Here is a 12,842-nt window from a genome sequence, read left to right on the forward strand (position 1 = left end):
TGCGCAACTTTCGTTGGACGCACACCCGGCGGGTTCCTACCGTGGCAGTCATGAACGTTTCGCGCATCGCCCTCGTCACGGGCGCCAACCAAGGACTCGGCCGCGCCCTCGTCGAGGGCCTGGCGGCCCGCCTCGGCTCCGACGACCTGGTCCTGCTCACCGGCCGCGACGAGCGCCGGGTCACCGACGCGGCCCACGAGGTCGCGAGCCTGCCCGGCACCCGCAGCCGCGTCGAGGGCCGGGTCCTGGACGTCACCGACACCGACGCCATCGCCGACCTCGCCGCGGAGCTCCGGCAGGACCACGGCGGGGTCGACATCGTGATCTCGAACGCCGTGGCCCGGGTGCTGCCCGGGGAGTCCCAGGCGGCGCGCGCCGACGAGTTCATCGACGTGTCCAACACCGCCACCCACGCGCTGCTGCGCTCCTTCGGCCCCGTCCTGCGCCCGGGCGGCCGGTTCCTCGTCGTGGCCAGCAGCCTCGGCACGCTCGGGCATCTCGACCCCGCGCTGCACGACCTGTTCGACGGCGCGAGCCTGGACCAGGTCGAGTACGCCGTCGAGTCCTGGCGCGGCGCCGTCCACAACCGGACCACGGCCGAGGCGGGCTGGCCGCTCTGGCTGAACGTGCCCTCGAAGGTGGCCCAGGTCGCCGCCGTCCGCGCGGTCGCCGCCGAACGCCGCGAACACGACCTCGCGACCGGCACGTTGATCGCCTCGGTCTGCCCGGGCATGGTCGACACGGCCACCTCCCGCCCCTGGTTCAGCGACTTCAGCCAGGCCCAGTCCCCGGCCGACGCGGCGGCCGCCGTCCTCGACCTCGTCTTCGCCGAGCACGTAGACCCCACGCACTACGGCGAGTTGGTCCGCTTCGGCAAGGCCCTGGACTGGTACGGCGGCACGCCCCCGGTGGAACAGGACCGGCTGATCACACCGTGACGGCACCGGCGGAAGCCGTTCGCAGGTGACGGGGCCGCCCGGTGCTCACCGCTCATCCCAGCCCGGGCAGGCTCCGCAACTCCCCGATCCTCAGCAACCGCGCCAGGAGAACGAACAGCAGCGCCATCGCCGTACCGCCCGCGGCCAGCGAAAGCACCGGCGCCCAGGAGGCAGAGGCCAGGGCCTGGTCGCAGACCCGGGCCAGGAGCCATCCGGCGCCGCCTGCGGCGACGGCGGCCGTGGTCAGTTTCGCGTAGGTGCGACAGATCCGACGCCCGTCGAGCAGTCCTTCCGTACGCCGTCGCAGACGCAGCGCGGTCAACAGCAGACCGATCCCGTACGACAGGGCATAGGCACCGGCCATCCCCGTGACCGCCCAACGCGCGGGCAACAGGAAGTGGCAGGCGGCGGCGAGGCCGATGTTGATGCCGCCGATCCACACCGCCATCCGGAACGGCGTACGGGTGTCCTCGAAGGCGTAGAAGCCCCGGAGCAACAGGTATTGCGCGGAGAACGGGATCAGTCCCAGGCCGAAGGCCTGCAGCATGTGACCCAGCGGCGCGGTGGCCGAGGCGTCGGCGGAGCCGTGGGCGAACAGGAGTTGAGCCGTCTGCGGGCCGAAGGCGAGGAAGAAGAAGAAGAAGGCGGCCGGGACGATGACGACACCGCTGACCCGCAGCGCGCGGGACAGGTCGGCGCGCAGGTCGTCGACGCGGTGTTCGGTCACGGCCCGGCTCATGCGCGGGAGCAGGGCCGTCACGAGGGAGACGGTGACGATCGACTGGGGCAGCATCCAGATCTGCTGGGCGTAGCTGTACGCGGTGTATCCGACGCCGTCGCGGGGGCGGGCGGCGTCCGCGTCGGAGGCCAGCCGGGTCACCACCGTGCTCGCCGCGAGGTTGGCCAGCACGAACAGCAGGGTCCAGCGTGCGGCGTTGACGCTCTTGCGCAGCCCGGTGCCGCGCCAGTCGAACCGCGGGCGGAACCGGAACCCGGCCGCGAGGGCATAGGGAATCAGCGCGAGCGCCTGGACGGCCAGCGCGATCGTGGTCCCGATGCCGAGCAGCCGGACCTGGGAGCCCGTGATGTCCGCGACCTGTTCCGGCGCGGTCAGCAGACCGAGGTAGAGGCCGAACATGGCGATCAGGACAAGGTTGTTGAGGACCGGGGTCCACATCATCGCGCCGAACCGGCTCCGGGCGTTGAGGACTTGGCCGAAGATGCTGAAGACGCCGTAGAGGAAGATCTGCGGGAGCAGGAAGCGGGCGAACACCACGGTCAGTTCGAAGGCGTCGTGTGTGGCGGGTGTGTCGTGCTGGTAGACGCTGATGATCTCCGGGGCGGCCCAGGTGGCCAGCGCGGTTCCCGCGCCGAGGACGCACAACACCAGGGTGACCAGGCGCTGTTCGAAGGCCGCCCCGCCGTCGGGGTCCTCGGCCCGGGCGCGGACCAGTTGCGGGACCAGGACGGAGTTCAGCGCGCCGCCGATCAGCAGGAAGTACAGGCTTGTCGGCACCGTGTTGGCCTGGTTGTACGTCGTGGCCAGCAGCCCGGTGCCCAGTGCGGCGCCCTGCAGCACCATCCGTATCAGCCCGGTGGCGCGCGACACGATGGTCCCCGCCGCCATCAGCGCGGTCGAACGCAGCAGTCCCCCACCGCCGTTGGGCTTCTTCTGCGCGGCGTGCCTGCGTCGTGCCGGTAGCCGGTCCGACCGCTCGGGCGAGCTCTCCTCGATCATGGGCACAATCTACGGTCCCGTGTTGTCGGCGCCGACTCCTCGGTCGGCACCGACAACACGGTTGCCCGTCAGGGGACTTGACCCGATGACCCCCGACCTACCGGACTACGAAGGCCCGTTCACGGAGTGAGCTGCCACTGCTCGATGTAGCCGACGTCGATCGAGGCGTGGTCCTGGACCCGCAACTTCCAGGTGCCGTTGACCGGTTGGGCGGAGGCGTCGACGGTGAAGGTCTGGTCGACGTTGTCGGCGGAGCCGCCGGAGCGGTTCAGCAGGGAGTAGACGGTGCCGTTCGGGCCGACGAGGTCGACGGTCAGGTCGCCGCGGTACGTGTGGACGATCTTGACATAGACCTGGGTGGTGGCCGAGGCGTTGCCGTCGCGGCCGGTGACCGTGATCGGGGACTCCACGGCGCCGGCGTTGTCGGGGATGTCGACGCGGGTGCCGCTGGCGTAGATGTTGGCGATCCGCCAGCTGAAGGCGACGGTGGAACTCGCGCCCGTGTCGTCGGTGACGGTCACCGTGACGTCACTGGTGCCGAGGGTGGTCGGGACGCCGGAGATCAGACCGGTGCTGCTGATGGTCAATCCGTCGGGCAGTCCGGTGGCCGAATAGGTCAACCCCGCACCGGAGTTGGTGGTGTACGCGTCCGTCTGCAGGGACACGGCCTGGCCGACTCCGCTGATCTGCGCGGCGACCGGGGCCACGTTGACACCGAGGGCGATCCGGCTGCCGACGTTGATCGCCGCCCACGCGTCGGCCACGGCCAGGTACGTCGGGCTGTAGGCGCCGAAGAGGTCCGCGGCGGCCTGGAGGGTCGCGGTGCGGGCACCGGCGTAGTTCGTGGACGAGGTCATGTACGTGGTGAGCGCCCGGTACCAGACCTTCTGGGCGTTGTCGATGCCGATGCCGGCGACGGGCACGCCGTCGTAGGTCGGGCTGTCGTAGGCGACGCCGTTGACGGTCTTCGCGCCGCTGCCCTCGGACAGCAGGTAGAAGAGGTGGTTGGCCGGGCCCGAGGAGTAGTGGACGTCGACACTGCCGAGCGTCGAGCTCCAATAGTCGCGGGACGCACCGTCCTTGGAGGGCTTGTCCATGTAACGCAGCGGTGTGCCGTTGCCGTTGATGTCGATCTTCTCGCCGACGAGGTAGTCCGGCGGATCGGCGGGCAGGTTCTCATGGAACTCCACGGCGGCGGCAAAGATGTCGGAGGTGGCTTCGTTGAGGCCGCCCGACTCGCCGGAGTAGGTGAGGCCGGCGGTGGCGGCGGTGACGCCGTGGCTCATCTCGTGCGCGGCCACGTCCAGCGCGGTCAGCGGGTGGGTGTTGCCCGAGCCGTCGCCGTAGGTCATGCAGAAGCAGGTGTCGTCCCAGAACGCGTTGACGTAGTTATTGCCGTAGTGGGCCCGGCTGTAGGCGGCCACGCCGTCGTTGCGTATGCCGTTCCGCCCGAAGACGTCCTTGTAGTAGTCCCAGGTCGCCGCCGCGCCGAACGCGACGTCGACGCCCGCGGTCTGGCGGTTGGCCTGGGTTCCGTCGCCCCAGACATCGTTGTCATCCGTGAAGAGGGTGCCGGTGCCGGAGGTGCCCTGGTTCAGGTCGTAGGTCTTGTGTCCGGCGCGGTCGCCGTCGACGAGCTGGTACGTCGAGCCCGAGAGCGTGGTGCTGAGCGGGACCGATCCGTTGAACTGGCCGGTGCCGGTGCCCGTTTCGATGCCCTGGTACTGGAAGACCGCCTTGCCCGAGTCGGCGTCGGTGATCACATGGAGCTCGCTGGGCGTGCCGTCGTCCTGGAAGCCGCCGACCACCGCCTCCCAGGCGAGGACGGGCTTGGCTCCGGCGGCCCAGACGACGAGCCGGGGGGCGCCGTCGAGTTGGGCCTTCTCGCCGCCCGCCTTGGACGCCGCCGCGAGCGCCTTGGTCTTCACCGTCGCCGAGGTCACGTTCGGGGTGATGTCCGGCAGGGCCAGGTCGGCCTTCGCGGCCTTCGTGACCGTGAGGCGGCCGCTCTTGGCGTGGACGACCAGGTCGCCACCGAGGACGGGCAGTCCGGCGTACGTCCGCTCGTAGCGGGTGTGGGTGGTGCCGTCGGCGTCCTGGCTGACGTCCTTGACGACGAGCTTCTCCTTGGCGCCGAGGCCGAGGGTCTTCGCCGTGTTCCTGACGGCCGCGCCGGCGTTCTTGAGGAGGGCTGCGTGCTTCGACGGCGACAGGGCGGCGGGGGCCGCTCCGGCACGCGGGGTGGCCAGGATCTTCGCGGAGGAGGTGTGCCCGCCGGGAGCGGCGGAGGCCGCACTGGTCTGCATGCCTGCGGCCAGCAGGGTGCCGACCGCGGTGAGTACGAGGGCTGCGGTGTATCTGGGGTGGTGCGGATAACGGTCATGCCGGGTCAAGGCGTTCTCCTTATGTGGGGTGGTCGGACTCGGTGGAGTCCTGGAGAGCGGGTCGGGCCGGGGTACGGCCGTCCGGCGGCGCGCGCGGGTGCGGGGAGGAAGGGTGAGGAGGAAGTGAACGCTCGGTGAGCGTGGTGCACAGCAGCGTGGCACCACGCCCACAGAATTGTCATGGCTATAACAAAGCAACGGCCAAAAATGACTGTTGCGTCCTGCGGATCAATCGCTTGAGCAACACTTTTCGGCCGCACGGCGGGCGTCCGGACGCCCGCGTCAGGCGCGAACACGAAGCCGTCGAACAGGTGGTTGAATGACGGGCCGGAAGGGTAATCAGTCCTTCAACTCGCGTACGGCGTCTACGACTTGCCTCACCAGGACAGTTTCGCCACGAGCACGGCACCAGCCGCCCGTGAAGACGCTGGCATATGCCAGAAGCACCACCGGATCGGGTGTTGCCAAATCCCTTACAGGGCGTCGCAGCCTGTGCGACAGTCGTAACCGGTCCCTCCATCCGCCTTGGTCGTACCGCCCCCGCATCGGAGTGCTTCATGCCGTCCCACCTCTCTGCGGACCGCCCCGCCGCCCAGCCGCCCGCGCGCGGCTCGGTCGACGCGCTGATATCGCAGGCGCGGCGGCTCATGGGCGACGTGGACGCCGTACGACGGGACGCGCAGCACGACGGAGCGGACCCGCGGGAGCGGTGGCAGCGGGCGCTGTGCGATCTGGCGCTGCATCAACTCAACGATCTCGACGAGCACTTGGCCCAGTTGCGGGACGGCCCGCCACCGGTGCCGGCCGCCGTGGAGACGCCGACCGCACCGGCCGCCGTACCGGACGCGCCTCAGGGCGACCCGCTGCTCAGCCGGGTCGGCAGTGCCGAGTGGAACCTGCTGACGGACGCGGCGACTTGGTCCGGGGAGCTGTACCAGATCCTCGGCCGCGACCCGGCCGCTCCCCCGCTCACTCTGGACGAACTGCCGTCGCTGATCCTCGACGAGGACCGGCCGGCGCTGACCGCGATGGTGACGGACTGTCTGATCGACGCCAAGCCGATCGACGGCGAGTTCCGCATCGTCCGGCCGGACGGCGCCGTTCGGACCGTGCACATGATGGGCGAGCCCGTGCTCGACGCCGACGGCGGCACCGCCTCGATGTGGGCCGTGCTGCGGGACGTCAGCGAACTGCGCCGCAGCCAGCGGACGGTGAGCGAGACCCGTGACTCGCTGCAGCGCCACCGGCACCACGCGCAGACCGAGCGCCGGCTCGCGGTCGAGCTGCAGGAGGCCGTGCTGCCGCCGTGGCGCGGTTCCCTGCGGCTCCCGCACCAGGGGCCGGAAACCCTGGACCTGGCCGCCCGCTATCTGCCCTCCTCGATGAGCGCGCTGATCGGCGGCGACTGGTACGACGCGCTCCAACTGTCCGACGGGGCAACCCTGTTGAGCGTCGGCGACCTCACCGGACACGGTGTCGCCGTCACCTCGGGCATGGCGATGCTGCTCGGCGCCCTGCGCGGCATGGCGATGGCGGGCACCGATCCCGGTCAACTGATGTCCTTGCTCAACCAGTTACTCGACGCCACCGTGCAACCGGCCCTGGGCAGCGCGGTGTGCTGCCGCTACCGGCCCGAGACCCGCACCCTGACCTGGGCGCAGGCAGGACACCCCGCCCCGCTGCTGTTCCGCGGCGGGACGGGGCGCATGCTCAGCGCACCGGACGGCGTCCTGCTCGGCGCCACCTCGGGAGCGGCCTACGGACAGGCCGAGGAGATCCTCGAAGCGGGCGACGTCCTGCTGCTGCACACCGACGGACTGGTGCCGGGGCGCGGCGGACCGGAGGCCGTGGACCAACTCCTGGCCCTGGCCCCCCGGTTCGGCGAGGCGCGTACCGCACAGGACTGCGTACGGATGGTCGTGGAGGAGTTCGGCGACACCGAACGCCAGGACGACGCGTGCGTGCTCGTCGCCAGGACGACCTGACCAACAACCTTGGGCGCAAAGGCCCTTGCCGGATGATCAGCCGGACGACGATCAACCACACGACGGACAGTTGCACAAACCCCTTACGCCTGTGCGCTGTTGCCGCCCCTGGACCTCGGAATCCTCGACTGGGTCTTCGGCAGCGCTAGTTCGATCTCCTCCCGCAGTTCGTGGATCTTCGGGTAGCCGGCGTACTGGGCGGTGAGCCGGTACATCTCGCGCAGCCGGTCCCAGGTGCGGTGGGAGGAGTTCGATCCCATCGACGCCAGGGCCAACCGCGCGTACCGGTCCGCTTGTTCGGGGTCGTCGGCGATGAAGCAGGCGGAAGCCATCGACAGGTAGTCGAAGATCTTCGAGCGCTGCCGTCCGTCGACCCGCAGCGCCAGGGCCTTCTCCGCGAAGTACTGGGCGTGCACGGCCGCTCCGGGCTCGTGCTCGGCCAGCGTGCGGTAGGCCAGGGCCTGCATGCCGTAGAGGTCCTCCTCCTTGAACGTCTGCATCCAGCTGGGGGGCGGTACGTCGCCGCGGTCGGAAACGAAGAGGTCCTCCGCCTGGCCGAGGGTGCGGCGCATGGCCTGGCCCTTGCCCATCGACGCCTGTGCCCAGGCCTCGATGGTGCACAGCATCGCCCGGGTGCGCGGCAGCACCTCGTCACCGGAACCGGTCTTGGCGAGTTTCATGAGATCGAGTGCGTCGTCGGGCCGGCCCAGGTGCACCATCTGGCGAGCCGCCCGTGAGAGCGCCTCCCCGGCGCGGGGCCGGTCACCGCCCTCACGGGCCGCGTGGGCGGCGATGACGAAGTACTTCTGGGCCGTGGGTTCCAGGCCGACGTCGTGCGACATCCAGCCCGCGAGCACGGCGAGGTTGGCGGCGACACCCCACAGGCGCCGCTGCACATCGGCGGGGTGCCGGTAGGCGAGCATGCCGCCCACCTCGTTGAGCTGTCCCACCACGGCCTTGCGTTGCAGCCCACCGCCGCGGGCCGCGTCCCAGGCGCGGAACACCTTGACGGACTCCTCCAGTTCCTCGATCTCCTGCGACCCGATGGGGGCGGCCTCATAGCGGTCGAACCCAGCGGGGTCGGCGTGCAGGGGATCGTCGAACCGGGGAGCGTCGGCGGAAAGAGTCGGATCGGAGTGCAGCCATGCGTACATGGCGCTGCTGAGTGCGGAGCCTGCGGCGAGCGCGGCGCCCGCGCCCACCAAGCCGCGTCGGTTGAGCATGAGGTCCATTCCCGTGAATTCGGTGAGGACCGCAGCAGTCCGTTCGGGCGCCCACGGCACACCGTCGGGATGTTCCACACTCCCGTCGTCGGGCCGTTTCCCCACACGCCCGTGCCGGACCAGACCGAGGTCCTCGATGGTCACGACACGGCCGAGACGCTCGGTGAACAGAGCCGCCAGCACCCTCGGCACCGGATCGCGCGGGATCTCTCCCGTGTCGATCCAACGCCGTACCCGCGAGGTGTCGGTCGACAGCTGGGGGTGGCCCATGGCCGCCGCCTGCCGGTTGACCCGCCGCGCGAGCTCGCCCTTGGACCAGCCGGCCAGGCCGAACAGGTCCGAGAGACGGGAGTTGGGTTGTCCGTTCACGTCAAGCCCCCAGGTTCTCGGCTGACTTGAACATAGCCCGGTGCGCTGTGCCGGGCGACTATTCGCCAGGGTTCGCCAGGGTGCGCCAGATGGTGTGCCACTGCGCATCTGGTGTCAGGTAGGAACGCGCCACCCCGACCCGGTCACCGAGGAACACTCCCCAGGGTGCACCAGCGGGACCGGGTCGGGCAGCGCGCTTGATTGGACAGGCACTGCAGGCACACGAAGGGATCTGTTTCTCCCATGTACACAGCATCGTCCTCCGTGTCCGCCCCGCCCCGGTCGCTGCACCCCCGCCCGGGCGCCGGCGGCCCCTACCTCGACCCGGCGCGTCCGGCGGCCGGCCCCGTGCTCGGTGCGGGCAGGCCGCGGCGCGTTCCCGGGCTCGGCCCCCAACCGCTCAGCGGGAGACTCGACTTGTCCGGCCCTCAGGGCGCCCAGCTGCGTACGGCGATCGCGTCGGTGCACCGGATCTGCCCGGAGTTCGCTCCGGTGCAGGTGCTACGCCGCAACGGGCGCTCCGTGCTCCTGGTCGGAACGACCGGACGCAGCACGGCCGTAGCGAAGTGTTTACTGGACCACTCCCCCGCGTGGGCCGAGCGGATCCGGCACGAGATAGCTGCCTACCGCTCGTTCGTCCGGCACCGCCCTCCGGTGCGGGTGCCGCGGCTGATCGCGGCGGATCCGGACAACTGCACGCTCGTCATCGAGCGGATGCCGGGCCGGGTGGCGGCGCTGCACCGGCACCCGGCGGAGGCCCCGCCGCGGGCGGACATCCGGGCGGCGCTCGGCGCGATCTGCCGGCTGAACGCCTGGCGGCCGCCGGCGGGCACGTTCGACGCCCCGCTGGACTACGCGGCCCGTATCTCCCGCTATCACGAGCTGGGGCTGCTCACCGACCGGGACATGGGAGATCTGCAGAAGCTCCTGCACGGCATCGCGCACTCGGCGGGCCGCGGTGGGATGGGCCAGTTCTGTCACGGCGACGCCCTGCTGTCCAACATCCTTCTGTCACCGGCCGGTCCAGTGCTGGTGGACTGGGAGCACGCGGGCTGGTATCTGCCGGGCTACGACCTGGCGACGCTGTGGGCGGTCCTCGGGGACGCGCCGGTGGCCCGGCGGCAGATCAGCCAGATCGCGCAGTCGGCGGGACCGGCGTCGCGTGACGCGTTCCTGGTGAACCTGATGCTGGTGCTGACCCGGGAGATCCGTACCTACGAGATGGCCGTGCAGCGTTCGATGCACGACACGACCCCGGCGGCACCGGGCGTGGTGGCCCACCCGGGTGCTGCGCCGTCCGGCGAGGAACAACGGCTGCTCTTGAGGCGGCTGCACGACGACTGCCAGATGGCCCGCCGGGCCGTGCGTGCGGCGGTCGGCACTCGCTGACGGGGACAAGGTCCGCGGTGCGCCCTGCAGCGGCGCACCGCGGACCTTCGTGTACGGCCATTGGTGTAGTCCACTGATGCCTCGCAGGCCCGGACACCACCGCCACGAAACTCCTCGCATCCCCTGTTGACATGGGAAATCACCTTCCTCTGGGCATGATTGACGGATCGTCGGCCAGCCGGTACCACTGACGCACGCCCGGCCCCGCACGGTTCATGACAATCCACCGTCCCAGGAGGCTGCATTGCGAGGATCCTCGACCGACCCCACCCGCTCTCCCGGTCACAGACGCGCGCGCCGGTCCGCCGGCGCGTTCGCCACCGCCGCCCTGCTGCTGCCCCTGCTGGGCGCGGCCCCGGCGGCGAGCCCCACCGACTCCTCCGCCTCCACCCTCCAGCGGGCGTTCGCGTCGGCGTCCGCCGAGTACCACGTGCCGCAGACAGTCCTGCTGGCCGTCTCCTACCTCCAGTCCCGCTGGGACACGCACGGCGGAGCGCCCAGCGTCACCGGCGGCTACGGTCCGATGCACCTCACCGACGCCCGTACCGCCCTTGCCGCGACGGAGCACCTGAGCGAGGGCACCGAGGACGCGCGCGGCGACAGCGCCCGCCCGGCCCTGCACCCGACCACGCAGATCCCGGCGGACTCCCAACTCCCCGCCCGTCTCAAGACGTTGACGAAGGCGGCCGAGCTGACCGGCCTGTCGGCAATCGACCTCCGTACCGACGAGACCGCGAACGTGGCGGGCGGCGCCGCCCTCCTGGCCGACGCCCAGAAGAGCCTCGGCGAGTCGGCGAGCGCGGACCCGGCCGACTGGTACGGCGCGATCGCCCGCTTCTCCGGCGCGGACGACTCGGCGACGGCGGCCGCGTATGCCAACGATGTCTACGACGTCATCCACACCGGCGAGACGCGCACCACGGACGCCGGACAGCAGGTCACGCTGGCCGCCCAGCCGGACCTCGCGCCCGACACCACGCAGCTGAACGAGACCGGCCTGCGCACGGTCCCCGCCGGCGACACGGAGTGCCCCAAGAAGGTGTCCTGCGAGTGGATCCCGGCGCCGTACTCCCAGTTCGGGAACGACGACTACGGCAACCACGACCTGGGCGACCGGCCCGCGTCGCAGAGCATCAAGTACATCGTCATCCATGACACGGAAGGCCAGTGGGCCGGTGTCCTGAACCTCGTCCAGGACCCCACCTACGTGTCCTGGAACTACACGATCCGCTCCACCGACGGGCTCATCGCCCAGCATGTGAAGGCCAAGGACGTGGCCTGGCACGCGGGCAACTGGTACATCAACGCCAAGTCGATCGGCATCGAGCACGAGGGCTTCCTCGCGGCGCCGGACGCCTGGTACACGGAGGCGATGTACCGCTCGTCGGCGCGGCTGGTGAAGTACCTGACCAAGAAGTACGGCATCCCGCTGGACCGGCAGCACATCCTCGGGCACGACACCGTGCCGGGTCCGACCACGTCCACGATCCCCGGGATGCACACGGACCCGGGCCCGTACTGGGACTGGGCGCACTACTTCGACCTGCTGGGCCACCCGGTCAAGCAGACCGCGAGGAAGGGCGGCGGCCTGGTGACGATCCGCCCCGACTACGCCACCAACCAGCCGGTGTACACGGGCTGCGTCACGGCCGGCCAGCCGTGCGCGGCGCACGGGTCGAGCGAGGTCCGGCTGTACTCCGGCCCCGGCGAGACCTACCCCCTGATCAAGGACATCGGCCTCGGCACGACCCCGACCACCGGCGTCAACGACCTCTCCTCACGGGTGTCCACCGGGCAGCAGTACGCGGTGGCCGACCGCTCCGGTGACTGGACCGCGATCTGGTACCTGGGTCAGGAGGCCTGGTTCAAGAACCCGAAGAAGCAGCCCACCGCCGTGGCGGCGACCGGGCTGGTGGTGACGCCGAAGGCGGGCGTGGACAGCGTCCCGGTGTACGGCCGCGCCTACCCGGAGGCCTCGGCCTATCCGGCGGGAGTCCCTGTGCAGACGGTGTCCCCGCTGCCGTACACCCTGCTCAAGGGCCAGAAGTACGTGGTCGGTGACAAGGTGCCCGGCGAGTACTACTACGCGGTCACCTTCACCACCGACTCGCACAAGGTCGTCGTAGGAAAGGATCTCTACTACGAGATCCAGTACGGCCACCGGGTGGAGTTCGTGCGCGCCGCCGACGTGACGGTGGAGCGGTCCAGCCGGTAGCCGTGCCTCAGCCCTGCTGGAACAGTTCCGCCGGGAGCGGTTTCAGCAGGGCGTAGAGGTCGTCCGTGATGGGGCGGTCCCAGGCGGCGATGGTGACCAGGACGTTGTCGCTGCGGTCGAACTGCACGCAGGAGATCCGGCTCTCGGAGAGCTTGAGGCGGCGCACGATCAGCAGGTTGTCGCCCTGCATCACCGGCATGTCCTCGACGCCTACGACGGTCACCTCCTCGTCGTTCTCCAGCGCGAGGAGCAGCTGCGCGACCTCGAACGGGATCTCGTCCTCGGCGACGTCACGGGCGGGCGAGCCCTCCGGCAGATTGCCGATGACCATCGCGGGGCCGCGGCCGCCGAACAGGTCGTACCGCAGGAACACGCCCTGGCAGGTGCCGTCGGGCGCGGGCAGCAGACCGGCACCGAGGTTCCCGGGCCAGTCGCCCGGGTCCATGGCCAGCACATCGAATTCGGGGCCGGCGGGGGTGGCGCTGCGGCGGCGGAGGAACGACATGTCGCAATGGTACGGGGTGCCGTTCGGCGATGTGGCCGTGGCCGTGTGGGGTGCGTTGTTTGGTGCGGGTGCGTGGGGGCTGGGCGCGCAGTTCCC

General features: G+C 70.5%; 8 protein-coding genes. 4 read left to right on the forward strand and 4 right to left on the reverse strand.

Annotated elements, in window-relative coordinates; genetic code table 11:
- Positions 1-50 precede the first annotated feature (50 nt).
- Complete coding sequence (locus ACIBK4_RS13620; protein ID WP_398994810.1) at positions 51-938, forward strand: SDR family NAD(P)-dependent oxidoreductase; 888 nt, start codon at positions 51-53, stop codon at positions 936-938.
- 52 nt (positions 939-990) lie between these two features.
- Here the strand turns inward: ACIBK4_RS13620 and murJ are convergent, their stop codons facing one another.
- Together murJ and ACIBK4_RS13630 are read right to left on the reverse strand one after the other, a co-directional pair.
- Entirely contained in the window at positions 991-2,676 is a 1,686-nt protein-coding gene (gene murJ, locus ACIBK4_RS13625; RefSeq protein ID WP_398994811.1) for a murein biosynthesis integral membrane protein MurJ, read from the reverse strand.
- Positions 2,677-2,795: 119 nt separating this feature from the next.
- Positions 2,796-5,069: a M4 family metallopeptidase gene (locus ACIBK4_RS13630; protein ID WP_398994812.1), complete on the reverse strand. Its 2,274-nt coding sequence runs from the start codon at positions 5,067-5,069 to the stop codon at positions 2,796-2,798.
- A 548-nt stretch (positions 5,070-5,617) separates the two neighbouring features.
- Between ACIBK4_RS13630 and ACIBK4_RS13635 the strand changes: the two genes are divergently transcribed.
- Positions 5,618-7,045 carry a PP2C family protein-serine/threonine phosphatase gene (locus ACIBK4_RS13635; protein ID WP_398994813.1) on the forward strand — a complete coding sequence of 476 codons (1,428 nt, stop codon included), beginning with the start codon at positions 5,618-5,620 and terminating at the stop codon, positions 7,043-7,045.
- 83 nt (positions 7,046-7,128) lie between these two features.
- On the opposite strand, the gene ACIBK4_RS13640 is transcribed toward ACIBK4_RS13635, so the two are convergent.
- Positions 7,129-8,637, reverse strand: coding sequence for a hypothetical protein (locus ACIBK4_RS13640; protein WP_398994814.1), 1,509 nt, complete (start codon positions 8,635-8,637; stop codon positions 7,129-7,131).
- 243 nt (positions 8,638-8,880) lie between these two features.
- On the opposite strand from ACIBK4_RS13640, the gene ACIBK4_RS13645 reads away from it, so the two are divergent.
- Both ACIBK4_RS13645 and ACIBK4_RS13650 read left to right on the forward strand, forming a co-directional pair.
- Positions 8,881-10,026: an aminoglycoside phosphotransferase family protein gene (locus tag ACIBK4_RS13645; RefSeq protein WP_398994815.1), complete on the forward strand. Its 1,146-nt coding sequence runs from the start codon at positions 8,881-8,883 to the stop codon at positions 10,024-10,026.
- 244 nt (positions 10,027-10,270) lie between these two features.
- Positions 10,271-12,241, forward strand: a complete 1,971-nt coding sequence (locus ACIBK4_RS13650; RefSeq protein WP_398994816.1) for an N-acetylmuramoyl-L-alanine amidase — start codon at positions 10,271-10,273, stop codon at positions 12,239-12,241.
- A gap of 7 nt (positions 12,242-12,248) precedes the next feature.
- Here ACIBK4_RS13650 and ACIBK4_RS13655 read toward each other — a convergent pair whose 3' ends face one another.
- Positions 12,249-12,746 carry a hypothetical protein gene (locus ACIBK4_RS13655; RefSeq protein ID WP_033280692.1) on the reverse strand — a complete coding sequence of 166 codons (498 nt, stop codon included), beginning with the start codon at positions 12,744-12,746 and terminating at the stop codon, positions 12,249-12,251.
- Between the last annotated feature and the right edge of the window lie 96 nt (positions 12,747-12,842).

The organism is Streptomyces sp. NPDC050528 (genome assembly GCF_044457795.1).
Taxonomy (GTDB): domain Bacteria; phylum Actinomycetota; class Actinomycetes; order Streptomycetales; family Streptomycetaceae; genus Streptomyces.